At 66.8% G+C, this 17719-nt stretch carries 16 protein-coding genes; 7 read left to right on the forward strand and 9 right to left on the reverse strand.

Going from position 1 to position 17719, the window contains the following annotated elements; all coding sequences use genetic code 11:
* Positions 1–354: 354 nt before the first annotated feature.
* From sigE to ACFQZZ_RS29495, 6 genes are all read left to right on the forward strand, one after another.
* Positions 355–1017, forward strand: coding sequence for an RNA polymerase sigma factor SigE (gene sigE, locus ACFQZZ_RS29470; protein WP_378687293.1), 663 nt, complete (start codon positions 355–357; stop codon positions 1015–1017).
* A gap of 61 nt (positions 1018–1078) precedes the next feature.
* Entirely contained in the window at positions 1079–1504 is a 426-nt protein-coding gene (locus tag ACFQZZ_RS29475; protein WP_378687259.1) for a hypothetical protein, read from the forward strand.
* 10 nt (positions 1505–1514) lie between these two features.
* Complete coding sequence (locus ACFQZZ_RS29480; RefSeq protein ID WP_378687261.1) at positions 1515–3053, forward strand: S1C family serine protease; 1539 nt, start codon at positions 1515–1517, stop codon at positions 3051–3053.
* Positions 3054–3086: 33 nt separating this feature from the next.
* A complete protein-coding gene (gene tatB / locus ACFQZZ_RS29485; protein ID WP_378687263.1) occupies positions 3087–3503 on the forward strand; it encodes a Sec-independent protein translocase protein TatB in 417 nt (138 codons plus the stop codon).
* Positions 3504–3588: 85 nt separating this feature from the next.
* Complete coding sequence (locus ACFQZZ_RS29490; RefSeq protein ID WP_378687265.1) at positions 3589–4446, forward strand: hypothetical protein; 858 nt, start codon at positions 3589–3591, stop codon at positions 4444–4446.
* A 328-nt stretch (positions 4447–4774) separates the two neighbouring features.
* A complete protein-coding gene (locus ACFQZZ_RS29495; RefSeq protein WP_378687267.1) occupies positions 4775–5851 on the forward strand; it encodes an XdhC family protein in 1077 nt (358 codons plus the stop codon).
* Between the two features lie 101 nt (positions 5852–5952).
* On the opposite strand, the gene ACFQZZ_RS29500 is transcribed toward ACFQZZ_RS29495, so the two are convergent.
* The 9 genes from ACFQZZ_RS29500 to dapE all read right to left on the reverse strand — a co-directional run bounded on the left by ACFQZZ_RS29500 (position 5953) and on the right by dapE (position 16316).
* Complete coding sequence (locus ACFQZZ_RS29500; RefSeq protein WP_378687269.1) at positions 5953–8193, reverse strand: xanthine dehydrogenase family protein molybdopterin-binding subunit; 2241 nt, start codon at positions 8191–8193, stop codon at positions 5953–5955.
* Positions 8190–9200 (reverse strand): FAD binding domain-containing protein, encoded by a 1011-nt coding sequence (locus ACFQZZ_RS29505; protein WP_378687271.1) that lies wholly within the window; start codon positions 9198–9200, stop codon positions 8190–8192. The genes ACFQZZ_RS29500 and ACFQZZ_RS29505 overlap by 4 nt, the downstream gene beginning before the upstream one ends.
* Positions 9197–9736, reverse strand: a complete 540-nt coding sequence (locus tag ACFQZZ_RS29510; RefSeq protein WP_378687272.1) for a (2Fe-2S)-binding protein — start codon at positions 9734–9736, stop codon at positions 9197–9199. Before ACFQZZ_RS29510 ends, ACFQZZ_RS29505 begins: the two co-directional genes overlap by 4 nt.
* A 162-nt stretch (positions 9737–9898) precedes the next feature.
* Complete coding sequence (locus ACFQZZ_RS29515) at positions 9899–10837, reverse strand: glucosyl-3-phosphoglycerate synthase (RefSeq protein ID WP_378687274.1); 939 nt, start codon at positions 10835–10837, stop codon at positions 9899–9901.
* On the reverse strand, positions 10834–11715 hold the full coding sequence (folP, locus tag ACFQZZ_RS29520; RefSeq protein ID WP_378687276.1) for a dihydropteroate synthase: 882 nt from the start codon (positions 11713–11715) through the stop codon (positions 10834–10836). Before folP ends, ACFQZZ_RS29515 begins: the two co-directional genes overlap by 4 nt.
* A 74-nt stretch (positions 11716–11789) precedes the next feature.
* Positions 11790–13598, reverse strand: a complete 1809-nt coding sequence (locus ACFQZZ_RS29525) for a long-chain-acyl-CoA synthetase (protein WP_378687278.1) — start codon at positions 13596–13598, stop codon at positions 11790–11792.
* Entirely contained in the window at positions 13567–14160 is a 594-nt protein-coding gene (locus ACFQZZ_RS29530) for a TIGR00730 family Rossman fold protein (protein ID WP_378687280.1), read from the reverse strand. Before ACFQZZ_RS29530 ends, ACFQZZ_RS29525 begins: the two co-directional genes overlap by 32 nt.
* Complete coding sequence (locus tag ACFQZZ_RS29535) at positions 14154–14960, reverse strand: TIGR00730 family Rossman fold protein (RefSeq protein WP_378687282.1); 807 nt, start codon at positions 14958–14960, stop codon at positions 14154–14156. Before ACFQZZ_RS29535 ends, ACFQZZ_RS29530 begins: the two co-directional genes overlap by 7 nt.
* Positions 14961–15212: 252 nt before the next feature.
* Positions 15213–16316: a succinyl-diaminopimelate desuccinylase gene (dapE, locus tag ACFQZZ_RS29540; protein ID WP_378687284.1), complete on the reverse strand. Its 1104-nt coding sequence runs from the start codon at positions 16314–16316 to the stop codon at positions 15213–15215.
* 337 nt (positions 16317–16653) lie between these two features.
* Here dapE and dapD point away from each other — a divergent pair, with 337 nt between their 5' ends.
* Positions 16654–17601 (forward strand): 2,3,4,5-tetrahydropyridine-2,6-dicarboxylate N-succinyltransferase, encoded by a 948-nt coding sequence (gene dapD, locus ACFQZZ_RS29545; RefSeq protein WP_378687286.1) that lies wholly within the window; start codon positions 16654–16656, stop codon positions 17599–17601.
* The last annotated feature ends 118 nt before the right edge of the window (positions 17602–17719 follow it).

Consider the following 17719-nt stretch of genomic DNA (forward strand, 5'->3'; position numbering starts at 1 on the left):
TTTCCAGCACACAAGTGTGTGCGTCCAATCTTGCCGCCGGCACAACGCCGCGCAATTGCGTGCCTACGGGTTTATGTGCGTCACGCCTGGCAACAACGGCGGTGTACGACGCGATAACCGAATTAAGAAGTGCCGCGGCTCCAGATTCTCAGGTGTCCCTCAGGGTCTCCATATCCGCGGCATATCGGAACAAAGAAGAGTGAGCCCTACGCAAGACCAGCTGACCGCCCGGTGCGGGACGCGGGAACAACGACATGCAGGTTGGCTGTTGTACCCGTCAGCGATGATCCGCAGATCTGGATCGGCGCCGAGTCCCAGAGCCCACGGTCCCGAGTAGGAGGTAGCCCCATCCACATGGTCGATGCGGCGCGCGAATACGCCACCCTGCCAGAGCAAGCACTGCCGATCGAGCTCGAGACGGCAGCAGAGTCGATGGACGAGCTGAGCGGTACTGCCGCGTTCGATGCCACCGGTGACCGATCGGTGATGCCGTCCTGGGACGAACTGGTCCGCGAACATGCCGATCGGGTGTACCGGCTGGCCTACCGCCTGTCCGGCGACGCCCAAGACGCCGACGACCTCACCCAGGAGACCTTCATCCGGGTGTTCCGTTCGCTGTCGAACTACCAGCCGGGCACCTTCGAGGGCTGGCTGCATCGCATCACCACGAACCTGTTCCTGGACATGGTGCGCAGGCGCAACCGGATCCGGATGGAGGCGCTACCCGAGGACTACGACCGGGTGCCCGCCGAGGGCCCGAGCCCGGAGCAGGCCTATCACGATGCTCGGCTCGACCCGGACCTGCAGTCCGCGCTCGACTCGCTGGCCCCGGAATTCCGCGCCGCGGTCGTGCTGTGTGACATCGAAGGCCTGTCCTACGAGGAGATCGGCGCAACCCTTGGTGTCAAGCTCGGTACAGTGCGCAGCCGAATCCACCGTGGCCGTCAGGCACTGCGTGACTACCTTGCGCATAATGGAACTGAGGAGCGGTTCGCCGCTGACGCGAACGTAGGGTGATCGGTCGGGTGTCGACGTCACCCACACATTGGATGATGTCGGTCGGAAGGGTGAACACCGAATGAGTGGCGACTCCAGCACGTCAGGTCGTCCGTCGCACGAGCAGCATGGGCGCGCGAACCCAAGGCCGCAGCGTTTTCAGCCCACCGAGCATCTGGCGAGTGAGGCGATCGCGGCCTATGTCGATGGCGAACTGCGGATGAACGCCTACCTGCGGGCAGCTCAACATCTCGCCCTCTGCCCGGAATGCGCGGCGGAGGTCGATGCGCAGCAGCAGGCCAGGATCGCGCTGCGCCGAGCCGGTCACGTGTCGATTCCCACCGGCCTGCACGACAGCCTGACTCGCATTCCGCTGGCCGAACTACCCGGTGGCGCGACCAACGGATCGACGCCGCCAACGAATGGGACCCCGCGCAACGAGGCGGTTTTCGGCTTTCTGACCGATTCGTTCACCGCGACCAGGTGGACAACGTGGTGGCGCAAGTAGAGTTTGGCGAGTGACCACCGAATCGACGAACTCCGGATCGGCCGACACCCCGGATTCGGCGGCCAACCGGGGGAACCTGAGGCCGTCGGACGCGCCTGTGCTCGGGCCGCGCCCGGTCTACCGACCCCATGTCGACACCCACACGGCACATGCCTTCCGCCGCCCCTCGGGACAAACCGGGTCGTTCGCCGAGTACGCCGCACCGCAATCCGGTTCGGCCGCACCGCACCTCGGCCCGGATATGCAGAACCGTCCGCCGGACGCCGTGCTCGCCGAGGCATTCGGACGCCCGGAAGGCTCCACCGAGCTCCTGCAGCGTGATCCCGATGCCGCGGATGGCACCGCACCCGCTGCCGGGCCCGCCGACCCGTGGCGCGATCCGGAGACCGGCGCCCGGCTCGGCGCGCCCGCCGTGCCGACGCCGCAACCCGCGCCGCTACCACCGGCGAAGAAGCTCTCGGCCCGCGAAGTGCTGTTCGGTGCCCGCGTCGCGCCGAAGGCGCTCGCCCTGCTCGCCGTGGTCGCCTTGGCGATCGGCGTGCTCGGCGGGCTGGTCGGCAGGCTGACCGCCGAGGCCGCCGCACCGCTGACCTCGCGCAAGGTCGCACTGGAGCAGACCGGCGGCGTCGAACAGCCGCATGGCCAGATCGCCAAGGTCGCCAATGCGGTGCTGCCGTCGGTGGTGTCGATCCGTGTCACCGTCGGCGACAACGGCGCGACCGGCTCCGGCGTCGTGATCGACGGCGCGGGCTATATCGCGACGAACAACCACGTGATTTCGATGGCGGCCCAGGACAAGTCGAATCGGGCGGCTATCCAGGTGACCTTCTCCGACGGCACCCGGGTGCCCGCGAACATCGTCGGACGCGATCCGAAGACCGACCTTGCGGTGCTCAAGGTCGATGTGAAGAATCTCACGGTGGCGCAATTGGGCAAGTCCAAGGACGTCCAGGTCGGTGACGACGTATTGGCGATCGGCTCGCCGCTCGGCCTCAGCAAGACCGTCACCTCCGGCATCGTCAGCGCGCTGCACCGTCCGGTCGCGCTGTCCGGTGAGGGCAGCGACACCAAGGCCGTGATCGACGCGGTACAGACCGACGCGTCGATCAACCCGGGCAACTCCGGTGGCGCGCTGGTCGACATGGAGGGCCGGGTCATCGGCATCAACACCGCGATCCGCAGCGAGACCGGCGGTTCGGTCGGCCTCGGCTTCGCTATTCCGGTCGACATGGTGACCGAGGTCGCGCAGACCCTCATCCGCGACGGCCGGATGCACCACCCGATGATCGGGCTCAGTGCCCGCAGCAAACAGGTGGCGAACGAGGTGATGAGCGGCGCCGCTGTCGCCGACGTAGCACCCAACGGTCCGGCGGCGAAGGCCGGGATCGTCGAGGGCGATGTGATCGTGAAGATCGGCGACCGCGAGGTGACCGGTCCTGACGAGCTGGTCGTCGCGGTGCAGTCGAGCAAAATCGGCCAGACGGTGAACGTGCAGCTGATCCGTGACGGCAGGCAGGTGGACCTGCCGGTCACCCTGGAATCCGACTGAGCTGCGACGGACATCCCCGGGTAGCCTGGATCTGTGTTCAGCAACATCGGCTGGAGCGAGATGGTCATCCTGCTCGTCGCCGCCCTCGTGATCCTCGGCCCGGAGCGACTGCCCGGCGCGGTTCGCTGGACCACGCGTAGTTTGCGCCAGGTGCGCGACTATGCCAGTGGCGCCACCCAGCAACTGCAGCAGGAACTCGGGCCGGAATTCGAGGAGTTGCGCAAGCCGCTCGCCGACCTGAACGAGTTGCGCCAGATGTCGCCGCGCTCGATGGTGACCAAACATCTTCTCAGTGGCGACGATTCGCTGCTCCGCAATTTGGAGAGCGCGGTGCCGGACCGGAAGGACCTGTTGGGCACAGCCAGTGGGATGCCGGACTACCCGATGCCCAAGCTGGAAAAGCCGTTGGACCGCAACGAACGTCCGCCGATCGACACCGACGCGACCTGAAAAGGGGCGCTGAGCTATTGAAACGGGCGAAGTTCTGTCAAGCAGGCTAGACACAACGTCCTGTCGAGCTGTCTAGACTTCGCACATGTCGGCCGATGACGTGGCGCGCGTTTTCGCAATCGAAGACAAGGTCGAGCGACTGAAAGCAGCCACCGATGGTGTGGCGGCGGCCCAGCAGACCATCAACGAACTCACCAGGATTCGGCGCGCGGTAATCAGGGAACTTCATGCCGAGGGCTGGACATTCGCCAGAATCGGTGCGGCCGCGGGACTTTCCCGCGCCCGGATCCATCAGGTGAGCACCCAGGGACCGGCACCGGAGGGATTGTTCTTCGGGCATGGCTCGATCACCGTGCTCGCACCCGAGGTGCGCAGCGGTCGGGTGCTCGGCGCTCCCGATCCGACCGCGGCACAGCGACTCGTCGAGTTGCTACGCGAACTCGGCTTCACCGCCGAGGTCGAGCACTTTCTGCCAGGCAGGCCGGTCGACCTGAATCGGGACGGGCTGATCATGCTCGGCGGTCCCGAGCTGTCCCCCAGTGTGCGCCAATTGATCACGGCCGATCCGCGCCTGCGCCGCGCGGTAGCCAGGGCGGGCGATGCTCGACGCGGCATCGAGGACCGTGCGGCCCGGCGGATATACCGACCGGGCGGCCCCGAACCGCACGACATCGCATACCTGGCCCGACTGCCGCGCCCTGATGGCCGCGGCACCGTCCTGATCATCGATGGCCTGCATCCGCCCGGCTCGCTCGGTGCCATCCGCCTGCTCGCCACGCGGCTGGCCACGCTGCACGAGCGCGCGGCCGCCCACCTGTTCTCGGTGCTCGTCGCGGTGCGCTACGACCGCTCCACCGGTGAACCGCAGGAAGCCGAATTGCTCACGCCTGTCTACCGGCACGACCATGAACCGCGGTCGCCACTGCCTGGTATCAGACGCTGAGTCGTAGGTCGCCCGCCGACATCTGATATCGCGTAGCCGAGGTTCGTTCCTCGACACCGCGATTCGCCTTGCGGTCGGCGATCAGATGATCCGGTTCACGGCAAGCTCGAGGCGGACTACCCGCGCAGACCGCCTTCTGCCGAGCAGCTGGACGCGCTTTTGCGGACCCGTTCCCGCTCACGCACCTGACCGTGGCGAACCCGCGGGCACGCCTTGCCGCGGAAGGCGCGGCCGAGCCGATCGGCGAACCCGGCAAGCGCGCGGCGCCGACCCGCGAGTCCTGATGTGCGGACACGCGCAATAGCCGTTCCGTAGCTAGGCTTTGCCTGTGCGCGCGATGCTCGAGCAGTTGATCACGCTGACCCGTCGTGGGCCGGTGGCATTGGCGCGGATCGTGGATACGACCGGCGCCGGACCGCGCGAGCCGGGGGCCGCCATGGTGGTCACCGCGGCGGGCGAGGTGTTCGGGTCGCTCTCGGGCGGCTGCGTCGAATCCACCGTCGTCGAGTCGGCGCGGCAGGTGCTCGCCACCGGGCACGCGGTGAGCGATCGATTCGGCTACGCCGACGGCGACGGCTTCGAGGTGGGGTTGACCTGCGGCGGCGAGATCGAAGTGTTCGTGGAGCGGGTCGACGACGATCGTCTGGTGCCGCTCGAGGCGTTACGCCAGCAGATCGACGCGGATAGGCCGGTCGCGCTGGCGACAACGCTGGACTCAGTCGTGGAGTGGAAACTATTGCGGCCCGGCGATTCCGAACCATGGCGTGGCGTGGACAGGGACGCGCGGGCCCTGTTCGCTGCCGGGCGCAGCGGGGTGGTCGGCGCCGAGGAGTGCGAAACGGAGCAGACTCGGCGACCGCGAGTCTTCGTACAGACCTTCGGTATTCCGGCCCGCATGATTCTGGCCGGTGCCAACGACTTCGTTCGAGCGCTGGCCAGGACCGGTCGACAGCTCGGCTACCGGGTCACCGTGGTCGACGCTCGCGAAACCTTCGCGACCACAGCACGATTCCCCGCCGCGCACGAGGTGATCGTCGACTGGCCACACCGGTATTTCGCGGCGGAGCGGGCCGCCGGTCGGATAGACGACCGCACCGTGGTCTGCGTGCTCACCCATGACACCAAGTTCGACGTGCCCGCGATCGCGGCCGCGCTGAACATGGACGAGATCGCCTTCGTCGGCGCATTGGGTTCGCGCCGCACCCACGCCGAGCGGACGGAGCGGCTGCGCGCCGCCGGAGTCACCGAGGGCCGACTCGCACGGCTGAAAAGCCCACTCGGCCTTGATCTCAATGCCCGCACACCCGACGAAACCGCAATCTCCATCGCCGCCCAGATCCTGGCCGAGCGCGGTGGTAGCTCAGCACGCCCGCTCGACCGGACCGACGGCCCCATTCACCACTGACCGCCGCGTCGGCCAACCGCCCTCCGGACCTCGTCACCTCCGCGAACGCCCGGTCGGTGGCGTCACCAGCCCGCGGCGTGCTGAAAGAGATTGGCGCGATATCAGAGCAGGTGTTCGATCCGCAGCGGGATCTCACGTATGCGGCGGCCGGTGGCGTGGTGCACGGCGTTGATGATCGCGGCGGCGGCGCCGACCATGCCGAGTTCGCCGAGACCCTTGACGCCGAGCGGGTTGACCACCTGATCGTCGACCTCGACGAAGGAGATGTCGACCTCTGGAGCATCGGCGTTGACCGGCAGGAGGTATTCCAGCAGTGAGGAATTGGCCCATCGGCCATCTCTGGTGTCGGCCACCGATCCCTCCATGAGCGCCTGGGACAGCCCCCAGTTCAGGCCGCCGAGCACCTGGCTGCGTGCGAGTTTGGCGTTGAGCACTCGGCCGGGCGCGAACACGCCCACCATGCGACGTACCCGGATGAGCCCCAGTTCGGGGTCGACGCCGACCTCGGCGAACTGCGCGCCGAAGCTCAGCATTCCGTGCTCGGTCGGGTCGGCGGTCGGCTGCCAGCTGCCGATCGCCTCGATATCGGTGAGCCCGCTTCGGCCCAAAACGTCTGCATACGAGTCGGTCGGCGCCGGTTCGGATTTCGGTCGCAGCAGACCGTCGACGCCTTCGATGAGGTCTGGCGCGTAGCCGTGCAGCGGCGACTGTTCGTCCGCGATAGCGAGACGGATCAGCTGGTCGAGCAGTTCGGTACACGCGGTGTGCACGGCCGCACTGACCATGCCCGCACCCATCGATCCCACGGTGGCGGCGATGTTCGGGTATTCGGTGGTGCCGATGTCGAAGCGGATCCGGTCGAACGGCACGCCCATTGCATCGCCCGCGACCTGGGTCATGGCGGTGGCAACACCCGTGCCGAACTCTTGCGTCGCCGCCTGCACCACCAGTGAGCCATCGGCACGCAGCCTGGCGTGTGCGCGTTGCGGCTGGCCGGGCAGATACACCGGATAGCCCGCGGTGCCGACGCCCGAGCCGATCAGCCAGTTGCCGTCGGTGCGCGGTCCGCCGGTCCGCTCGGCCCAGCCGAAGCGTTCGGCCGCCTGGTTCAGACAGTCCAGGTAGCCGTCGGAGGTCCACGGGTTCCCGCTCTGCGGGTCGACGGCCGCGTGATTGCGGCGGCGCAGTTCGACCGGATCGAGCCCGAGTTCGTCGGCCAGTTCGTCGATCGCGCATTCCAGCGCGACCATGCCGGAGGTCTCGCCGGGGCCGCGCATGAACGTCGGCGTCATGGTGTTGCCCTTGATCAGCCGATACTGCCCGTCCCAGTTGGGAATTCCATACGCCTTGCCCGCGACCTCGAGCGACAGCTCGGCCCAGTCGTCGAATTGCGATGTCATCGAGAGCTTGTGGTGGCGCAGGCCGGAAATCCGGCCGTCGGCGTCGGCGACCAGCGTGATGTGCTGTTCCTGTTCTTCGCGCAATCCGGTGCCGTAGAACATCTGCTCCCGGTTCAGAATCACCCGCACCGGCCTGCCCATTTCCCTGGCGACCAGCGGCGCGAGGGTAACGTGCGGCCACATCATGGCCTTGCCGCCGAAACCGCCGCCGACGTAGTCGGCGATGACCCGCACCTTGCCCGGTGACATACCGAGGTACGCGGCAATGGTCAGCTGCGAGGCGACGATGCCCTGGCTCGCGTCGTAGACGGTGACCGAATCACCGTCCCACATTGCGGCGGTCGCCGAGCATTCGATGGGATTGTGATGGTTCGCGGCGAAATGGTAAGTGGCATCGACGGTGTGCGTTGCCTGCGCCGCCGCCGCCGCGAAATCACCGCGAGATTGGGTAGCGGGCACCAGATTGCAGAAGATCTTGTCCGGCAGGTACTGCTGGTCCCGGCCGTCGTCGATGCGCACCATGACAGGCTCGGCCTGGTAGGTCGCCTCGATCAGCCGGGCGGCCTGCTGGGCCACCTCGAAGGTATCGGCGACGACGACCGCGATCGGCTGCCCGAAGTAGTGAATCCTGGTGTCCTGCATGGGAAAGAAGGTCTGGCCTGGCGCCGGCCCACCGTATCCGGAGGGAAACACCGGCACCGTAGCCACTTTCGGTAGATTCTCGTGAGTGAACACCGCGACAGCACCGGCCCGCAGCGCGGCGGAGGTATCGATCGACGTCATTGTGCCGCTACCGATTTCGGCTCCGACGAGCACGCCGTAGGCGGCATTCGGCATCGGAATCTCAGCGGTATAGCGGGCCGAGCCGGTGACCTTGGCCCGACCGTCGACACGATCGATCCCCTGGCCGACCAGCTTCCGTGTCGCGGTGGGTGCGCTCATTTCCGCCCCTCCCTCGCGGCTATCCGGTTCGTGACGATCTCCAGCGCACGCACCAGGGTGCGTTGCGCCAGCGTGATTTTGAACCGGTTCATCGGATGGGTGGCATCGGCCGCTTCCAACTCGACACCGGCGGCCGCCGCGAAATTATCCTTCGTCGCCGGCTTCCCGACGAGCACCGATTCGGCGATCCGAGCCCGCCACGGTTTTGTCGCGACACCGCCGAGCCCGATACGGACATCGCGCACGGCCCCGTCTTCGATATCGAGTGCCACGGCCGCGGACGCGCCCGCGAATTCATAGGACTCGCGGTCGCGCACCTTCAGGTAGTGCGAATTCACCGCGAAAGGCAGCGCGGGCACATCGATGCGGACGATGAGTTCGTCCTGGGTGATCGGATGCTCCAGGTGCGGGGTGTCCCCCGGCAGCAGGAAGAAGTCGTCGAAGGCGATGGACCGAGTTCCCTTGGGGCCCTGCACATGGACCACGGCGTCGAGGGCGGTCAACGGGTTCGCGACATCGGAGGGATGCATGGCGAAGCAGTGCTCGCTGGTGCCGAGTACCGCATTACCGCGATGAAATCCCTCCATGACACCGCAGCCGCTGCCCGGATCGCGTTTGTTGCACGCGAACGCGGTATCGCGGAACCCTGGGCAGCGCACCTTCTGCATCAGATTGCCGCCCATCGAGGCCATATTGCGGATCTGCGGGGATGCGCCCTTCCACAATGCGATCGACAGGAACGGATACCGCTGAATCACCCCGGGATCGGCGGCGACCTCGCTCATCCGGACCATCGCGCCGATGCGCAGGCCACCGTCCGGGGTGTGCGCGAGACCGGTAAGCGGCAACCGGTTGATGTCGACCACATTGTCGGGCTCCATCGCACCGATGCGCAGCATGTCGACCAATGTGGTTCCGCCGGCCAGGAATACGGTATTCGGGCGGGCGGTGACGGCGGCGATCGCCTCGTCCACCGTCTCGGCCCGTGCGAAGGAAATCGACTTCATTTCGACGCACCGCCCGACATTTCGTCACGAGCGCTCTTTATGGCCTCGCGAATATTCTGGTACGCGGCACAGCGGCAGATATTGCCGCTCATCCATTCCGCGATCTCCTCGTCGCTGCCGGTGTGCCCCTCGTCGATACACGCGATGGCGGACATGATCTGCCCTGGCGTGCAGTATCCGCACTGCAGGCCGTCGCGGTCGATGAAGGCCCTCTGCACCGGATGCAGTTCCTCGCCTTCGGCAACGCCTTCGATCGTCGTGACCTCACGCCCCTGCGCGCTGAGTGCCAGTGTCAGGCAAGATAATTCGCGCTTGCCGTCCACCCATACCGTGCAGGCTCCGCAGGCACCCTGATCGCAGCCTTTCTTGGTGCCGGTCAAACGCAGATACTCGCGCAACGCGTCGAGCAGACTGACCCGTGGCTCCAACGCCACCGGATAGACATGGCCGTTGACGCGCAGCGTGGCCAACGTATAACCGGGACCGGCAAACTCTGGTTGCCGAGTGTCCTGCTTGGGCAATTCGCCAATCGTCATCGACTCGTATCTCCTGCTCGTGGACGCGCAACGGATACACAATCTCGACGGACAGAACCAAACGGTTCGGACCTGCGATTCAGACTAGCGACCAGACAGCAAACTCGATAGGTGACGGGAGGACTTCTTAACCCACCCGTTGCATGTGATCAGTGCGATCGATCATGCGGCCGCGCGGGCGGGGCGCAGCGTATTCATCGGCGGACGATCGGCCAGCGAAACCTCGGTGCTTTGCGCGGTGAACGCGTCACCGACCAGCGGGAACTGTGTGAGCGCAGCACCGGAGTCCTGCACGCCGCTGCGACCGAGCACGGTGCCGAGGATCTGTCGGCTCATCACACCGAGATCGGCGAGCGGGCGGTTGCGGTGCGTACGCACGCCGAGGTTCACCTGTCCGATCGCGGACAAGCCGAGTTGGTCGTAGGCATCGAGCAGCAGCCCGATCTCGACGCCGTAACCGGGGGCGAACGGCACCGATGTCAACAGTTCTCGGGTGCCCGCGTATTCGCCGCCCAGCGGCTGCAGCACGTCGGACAGCTCCGGACGCAATGCGGCGAGCAGCGGGCGGGCGACGAGTTCGGTAACCCGGCCGCCACCGTGCGCGTCCACCGCGGCGCCCTGGCGCAGCGGCCTGCGGTAGTAAGCCTTGACCAGATGCATGTCCTCGACCATCAACAGTGGGCCGAGCAGCTTCGGCACGAAGGCCGGGTCCGGGTCGATCAGATCGGAGTCGACGAAGGCGACAAGATCACCGCTGGTCACCGCAAGCGAGCGCCACAGCACCTCGCCCTTGCCCGGGAGCGGATCGAGTTCGGGAACGGCTTCTTCGCGGCTGATCACATCGGCGCCCGCGGCGCGAGCGCGTTCGGCGGTGGCGTCCGTCGACCCGGAGTCGAGCACCACCAGTTCGTCCACCAGCGTGCCGAGCAGCGGCCGGATACTGGCCACCACGTCGGCGACGGTGCGTTCTTCGTTCAGCGCGGGCAGCACCACGGAAACGGTGCGCCCGTCCTTGGCGGCGACGAGTTCGTCCACCGTCCAATCGGGTGTGTCCCAGGTATTGGTCGTCGCCCATGCGGGCTCGCGGTGTTGGATTTTCATACCAGACCTCGCAAGGTTCGTGCGGGGGGCCGGATGCCCTGAATCGCGGCGATCATGTCCACCACTCGCCGGGTTTCGGCGACCTCGTGGACTCGGAAGACTCGGGCGCCGGCCGCTGCCGACCACGCCGTTGCTGCCAATGTGCCCTCCAACCGTTCGGAAAGACCGACACCTAGAGTCTCCCCGATAAAATCCTTGTTGCTCAGTGCCATCAAGACTGGCCATCCGGTATTTACAAGAATGTCGATTCCGCGCAACAACTCGAGCCCGTGGTAGGTGTTTTTGCCGAAATCATGGGTCGGATCGATCAGGATCGAATCCTTGCGAACGCCCTTCGCGACCGCATTCTCGGCGGCTGCGACCACCGTCTCGGTCACTTCGGCCACCACATCGGCGTAGCGCACCCGATGCGGCCTGGTTCGCGGCACCGCGCCACCGGTGTGGCTGCACACGATGCCGACACCCAATTCCGCCGCGATCCGCACCAGATCCGGGTCGGCGCCCGCCCAGGTGTCGTTGATCAGATCAGCGCCCTCGCCGACCGCGGCGGCGGCCACTTCGGCCCGCCAGGTGTCGATGCTGATCAGTAGCTCCGGGTACTTGGCCCGGATCGCCGCGACGAACGGGACCACCCTTGCGGCCTCCTCGGCCGCGTCGACCAGCGTCCCCGGACCTGCTTTGACCCCGCCGATATCGACAAGATCCGCGCCCTCGTCGACCGCCCGCGCGACCGCGTCCATGGCCGCCTCATCGGTGAACGTCGCACCCTTGTCGTAGAACGAGTCGGGGGTGCGGTTGACAATCGCCATCACCAACGCGCGATCCGTCGCCACCGGCTTACCGCACAAAGTCGGGAGCGGCGCTGGCGGGCTGAGCATGGCTCGACTGTAGCTAATCCGCCACTCCGCGTACTCAGGCCATACAAGTTAGGTGCCGCGAAGGTCGTGCTCAGTCAGGTGCTGCTCGGCACTCGTCCCGCCGCGACGTCCACGACGTAGCCGTCGTAGGCCGGGACATAGCCTTCCGACCGGCCGGCCAGAACGTACAGCGAACTGTGGTCGTCGGGCTCGTAGCCCTGCTTGCGCAGTTCCACCTTGCGGCTCTTGAACGTGGAGGTCAGCTCGAGTTCCGGCACCACCCGGATGAACAGCGGCACGGCGTACCCGGGCAACAGCGCGTAGACCTGCTCGGCGAGCGCGTGCCCGTCGAACTCGACGTCGGGGTACAGCGTCACCGCACCCATGCCTGCTTTGCCGTCGGCGCCCGGAATGTCCACGCCGTAGACCACGGCCTGCGAGATCGCTTCGGCCGCGGCGAGAGCGCGTTCGACCTCGGTGGTGGCGACGTTCTCACCCTTCCAGCGGAAGGTGTCGCCGAGCCGGTCCACGAACGCGATGTGGTGCAAGCCCTGGTCGCGGACCAGGTCGCCGGTGTCGAACCAGACGTCACCGTCCTTGAAGCCGTCACGGACCAGCTTGGCCTCGGAAGCGGCCTTGTCGGTGTATCCGTCGGCCGGTGAGCGGCTTGTCACCTTGGCAAGCAGCAGTCCGACCCCGCCGGAGGGGACGCGCCGCAGCCGTCCGTCCTTGCCGCGCTCGGCTTTTCCGGTGGCGTCGTCGTATTCGACGATCGCGTACGGCAGCGGACCGAAGCCCGCGGTGCGGTCGACCCCGAACGCGTTGACGAAGGCGATATTCACCTCGCTCGCACCGTAGAACTCGACGATCCTGTCGATGCCGAAACGGTTCTCGAACTCGTCCCACAGCTCCGGCCGCAGACCATTGCCGACGACAAGCCGGACTTTGTGCTGCCGGTCGACCGGCTTCGCCGGTTGGTTGAGCAGATACCGGCACAGCTCACCGATATAGATGAACGCGGTCGCCTTCTCCCGAATGACCTCGTCCCAGAACCCGGACGCGGAGAACTTCCTGCCGAGGGCGAACGTGCCGCCCGCGGACAGCACCGACGACAGCGCGACGGTCACCGCATTGTTGTGGTACAGCGGCAGGCAGCAGTACAGAGTGTCGGTGCCGCGCAGGCGAATTCCGAGTCCGCCTAGGCCTGCCATGCTCTTGGTCCAGCGCAGATGCGTCATCACGCTGGCCTTCGGCAACCCGGTAGTACCGGAGGTGAAGATCAGGAAGGCCCGTTCCTTCGCGGTGACCTGCGCGCACATCGGCGGATCGGCGGCATCCGCGGTCTCGGCGGCGTCGTGGAGTTCTTGCGCCTGGAGCACGTCGGCGAGCGGCTCGGGCAGTGAGTCCAGCGCCTCCTTGCATTCCGCACCGACGACATTCAGCACGCTGCCGAGCAGGCCGAAGCTGTGGGCGAGCACGGTGTCGCGCTGATGGTGGTTGAGCAGCCCGACGGTCGCGCCGAGCTTCACCGAAGCCAGCACCACGAACAGCGTTTCCGGCCGGTTCGTCATCAGCACGCCGACCACATCGCCGCGGCGAACACCCCGCGCGGTCAACACGTTCGCGTACCGGTTCACCTGCGCGTTGGCATCGCCGTAGCTGACAGTCCTGCCCTCGAACCGCAGGAACGGGCGATCCGGATGGCGGTGCGCGTTGCGCTGGAAGTACAGCCCGACCGAGGACTTGTCGTCCGGGCGTATGCGCATACCGAGGGCGCTCCGAAGCATGGACGGAGCGTCGACGGCCATGCCAGGCAGTCGTTTCACCACATCGAACAGGCTGACGGTCGAGCGGGCCTCGGTGCTCACGCTGTCAATCCTCCTTGTCGGGGGTGGAGCTGTCATCCAGTGCCGCAGGGGGTTCCAGCGCCGCGAAGGCCGACCGCAGATCGGTGGCCACGGTGATCCGGTCCCTGGCAAAATCGGACACGAACTTCCGGTCGTACAGCTCGTCCAACCAGCGGAACAGGCCGTCGTAGAAGCCGTCCTGATCGAGCACCACCACGGGCTTGTCGTGCTGACCGAGGTAGCCCCCGGTCCAGGTCTCGAAGAATTCCTCGAGCGTGCCGATACCGCCGGGCAGCGTGAGGAACGCGTCGGCGCGGTCCTCCATGACCTGTTTGCGCTGGCGCATGGTGTCGGTGACGACGAGTTCGTCGGCGTCGACATCGGCGACTTCCTTGTGCACCAGATGTTTCGGGATCACCCCGACAGTGTTCGCGCCACCCGCCCGCGCCGCGGTCGCGACCGCGCCCATCATCGAGACATGCCCGCCACCGGAAACCAATTGCCAACCGCGCCTGGCGATCTCGGTGCCCACCCGGGCGGCGAGTGCGATGTGGGCCTGGTCGGCGGTGCTGGCCGAGCAGTAGACACAGATGGAGTACACCGGAGCCGCGCTCACCACTGGTCCTCCGTCCCGACCGCTTCCAGGTTCCCACCGTTTTCGGCGGCGCTGAGGACGATCTGACATATCTCGTCGACGCTGTCGGTGACATGCAGCAGACCGAGATCACCCGGCGCGATCTTGCCGGACCCACCCAGCGAATCGCGTAGCCAATCCACCAGCCCCGCCCAGTATTTGGTGCCGAACAGGATGATCGGGAAGCGGGTGATCTTCCGGGTCTGCACCAGGGTCAGCGCCTCGAACAGCTCATCGAGGGTGCCGAAACCGCCGGGCAGGCAGACGAATGCCTGCGAGTACTTCACGAACATGGTCTTGCGGGCGAAGAAGTAGCGGAAATTGATGCCCAGATCGACCCACTCGTTGAGGCTCTGCTCGAACGGCAACTCGATACCGAGACCGATCGAATATCCGCCCGCCTCCGATGCGCCGCGGTTGGCCGCCTCCATCACGCCGGGCCCGCCACCGGTGATCACCGCGAAACCGGCCTGCGCCAGTGCGCCGCCGATCGCCCGTGCGGCCTCGTATTCCGGGTGACCGGCGAGGGTGCGCGCGGAACCGAAGACCGTCACCGCGCGCGGCACCTCGGCGAGCGCGCCGAAGCCCTCGACGAATTCGGCCTGGATGCGTAGCACCCGCCACGGATCGGTGTGCACCCAGTCGCTGGGTCCATGCTGATCCAGCAGATTCTGATCGGCGGTGCCACCCGGCTTGAGATCGCGGCGGAACATGATCGGTCCGCGGAACTTGGGTGTCGACTTCGGCGTGCTTGCGACCTCGTTATCGGCGGCTTCGGTGGACATGGCGCCCACGCTACCGCGCCCACCCGCCTCCTCGGATCTTCTGCCGGTAGTCGGGTGCCCGAAGTTATATTCGGGGCACCCGACGACCTAGTGCCCGGCTGACTTCTGGGTGTACTCCCCCGCCTCTCCGCGATTCTTGCCGGGCATAGGGTGCACCACATTTTCGTCGCGGACCGGGCGGTCGCGTGTCACGTCGAGGTCTGGACGTACCTCATGAGTTACCCATGTACTCGCGAAATCAGTCGAGCAGAATCAGTGACCCGCGCCGGTGAGATAGCTGCGCAGCATGGCGGTGACCGCGGTGATCTGCGCGACCGGAACGTGCTCTTCGCGCTTATGGGCCAGGTTCGGATCGCCGGGGCCGAAGTTCACAGCGGGGATGCCGCGCGCGGCGAAGCGGGAGACGTCGGTCCAGCCGTACTTGGCGCGCACGCCGCCGCCACCGTGGGCATTGACCGAGGCGATGAGGTCCTTGGCCGCGGGTGCGGTGAGGCCGGGAAGTGCACCGGCTGCGGAATCGGTCACCTCGAAAGCCAGGTCGAGTCCGGCGAAGACCTCACGGACGTGGTCAACGGCCTGCTCGACGGAACGGTCGGGGGCGAAGCGGAAGTTCACGTCCACCTCGGCGGCGTCGGGGACCACATTGCCAGCGACACCACCCGCGACTCGGACCGCGGACAGGCCCTCCCGGTAGACGCAGCCATCGATATCGACCTCGCGCGCTTGGTAGTCGGCCAGGCGCTGCAGGACCGGTGCGAGACGATGAATGGCGTTGTCGCCGAGCCATGCTCGTGCCGAATGCGCGCGGACGCCCGCGGTGGTGAGCCGAACCCGAAGCGTGCCCTGGCAACCCGCCTCGATCCAACCGCCGGAGGGCTCGCCGAGAATCGCCATATCGCCCGCCAGCCACTGCGGCAGTTCGCGTTCGATCTGGCCGAGTCCGTTGAATTCGGCGGCGATCTCCTCGCAGTCGTAGAAGATCAGCGTCAGGTCGTGCACGGGTTCGGCGACGGTGGCGGCCAGGTGCAGGAACACGGCGTCGCCGGATTTCATGTCGACGGTGCCACAGCCGTAGAGCACCTGCTCCCCGGCCTCGTCCACCTCGAATCGGCCGGGCACATTGTCGGCGATGGGGACGGTGTCCAGGTGCCCGGCCAGAATCACCCTGGTCGGCAATCCGCGATCGGTGCGGGCGAGCACCACGTTGCCGTGCCGCAGTACCTCGAATCCCACGGTCTGTTCGCGCAGCGCCCGCTCGACGATGTCGGCGATCCTCGCCTCGTCGCGGGACACACTCTCGATATCGACGAGGGCGGCGGTGAGCTGGATCGGGTCGGCGCGCAGGTCGAGGGTCACTGCCTCAGCCTAGGTCCGTACGAATCGCGATCGACACGGAGGACAGGCGTGTGCGTTGACCGCACCCGGCGCGACGCCCGTCCATCCGTACGAATCGCGATCGACACGGAGGACGGGCGTCGGCGTTGACCGCACCCGGCGGGACGCCCGTCCATGGCGCGTAGGTATGGACTTGGACGCAGGGCAGGAGGAGGGCGTCCTCGAACTGGTCGCCGCCCATGCAGGCAGCTACGGCAGATGGCGGGTACCAGGGGCTACCCCATGCGTCACCACTGTGGGCTCGACGTCACAGACGTGCGTCCCTGCCGAGGGGTTGCAGTCGGTATTCTCTCGTGACGTGAGTATTCAGGGAGCAACAGCAGTCGGTATCGCCAATGTGACCGCGGACGGAACCGTCCTGGACACCTGGTATCCGAACCCGCAACTGGGCGAGTTCACCGAGACCGGCACCAAGCGGCTGGACCAGGCTCCCGATGAGCTCGCAGCGCTCGTCGGCTTCGACGATGCCCGCGGCGTCGAGGTGATCGCGGTACAGACCACCATCGCCGATCTGTCCGCGGCGCCGGTCGACGCGCACGACGTCTACCTTCGCCTGCACCTGCTCTCGCACCGCCTGGTTCGCCCACACGGGTTGAGCCTCGACGGCCAGTTCGGGCTGCTCAGCAATGTGGTGTGGACCAACCACGGGCCCGCCGCGGTGGAGGGCTTCGAGCTGACCCGCGCCAAGCTGCGTGCCCGCGGCCCGGTCACCGTCTACAGCGTGGACAAGTTCCCGCGGATGGTGGATTACGTGCTGCCCTCCGGCATCCGCATCGGCGACGCCGACCGGGTCCGGCTCGGCGCACACCTGGCCTCCGGCACCACCGTCATGCACGAGGGCTTCGTGAACTTCAACGCTGGCACCCTTGGCACCTCGATGGTCGAGGGTCGCATCTCCGCGGGTGTGGTGGTCGGCGACGGCTCCGACGTCGGCGGTGGCGCCTCCATCATGGGTACCCTCTCCGGCGGCGGCACCACCGTCATCTCCGTCGGCGAACGCTCACTGCTCGGCGCGAACGCCGGCCTCGGCATCCCGCTCGGCGACGACTGCGTGCTGGAAGCCGGCCTGTACCTCACCGCAGGCACCAAGGTCATCACCCCCGACGGCACCACCGCCAAGGCCTCGGAGCTCGCCGGTCAGAACAACCTCCTGTTCCGCCGCAACTCCCTCACCGGTGCGGTAGAAGTGGTGCCGCGCAAGGGAACCGGCATCGAACTCAACGCCGCTCTGCACGCCAACGACTAACGCCCTTTCCACTGCGGGCGCCGGGGTGACAAGCGCAGCAAAAAGGCACCTCCGAAGCCCCACCCCCACCCACCCCGCACCCCCACTGCCGTCCTCACACCCCGTGTCACAGCCGAAC

This window comes from Nocardia sp. GCM10030253 (genome assembly GCF_042675075.1).
Taxonomy (GTDB): domain Bacteria; phylum Actinomycetota; class Actinomycetes; order Mycobacteriales; family Mycobacteriaceae; genus Nocardia.

Excerpts from the sequence above, each read along its gene's own strand:
- ACFQZZ_RS29515 (WP_378687274.1), bottom strand. The coding sequence starts at position 10,837 with ATGAAAATCCAACACCGCGAGCCCGCATGGGCGACGACCAATACCTGG.
- ACFQZZ_RS29500 (WP_378687269.1), bottom strand. The coding sequence starts at position 8,193 with ATGAGCGCACCCACCGCGACACGGAAGCTGGTCGGCCAGGGGATCGAT.
- ACFQZZ_RS29475 (WP_378687259.1), top strand. The coding sequence starts at position 1,079 with ATGAGTGGCGACTCCAGCACGTCAGGTCGTCCGTCGCACGAGCAGCAT.
- ACFQZZ_RS29505 (WP_378687271.1), bottom strand. The coding sequence starts at position 9,200 with ATGAAGTCGATTTCCTTCGCACGGGCCGAGACGGTGGACGAGGCGATC.
- folP (WP_378687276.1), bottom strand. The coding sequence starts at position 11,715 with ATGCTCAGCCCGCCAGCGCCGCTCCCGACTTTGTGCGGTAAGCCGGTG.
- ACFQZZ_RS29525 (WP_378687278.1), bottom strand. The coding sequence starts at position 13,598 with ATGACAGCTCCACCCCCGACAAGGAGGATTGACAGCGTGAGCACCGAG.
- ACFQZZ_RS29510 (WP_378687272.1), bottom strand. The coding sequence starts at position 9,736 with ATGACGATTGGCGAATTGCCCAAGCAGGACACTCGGCAACCAGAGTTT.
- ACFQZZ_RS29490 (WP_378687265.1), top strand. The coding sequence starts at position 3,589 with ATGTCGGCCGATGACGTGGCGCGCGTTTTCGCAATCGAAGACAAGGTC.
- sigE (WP_378687293.1), top strand. The coding sequence starts at position 355 with ATGGTCGATGCGGCGCGCGAATACGCCACCCTGCCAGAGCAAGCACTG.
- ACFQZZ_RS29535 (WP_378687282.1), bottom strand. The coding sequence starts at position 14,960 with ATGTCCACCGAAGCCGCCGATAACGAGGTCGCAAGCACGCCGAAGTCG.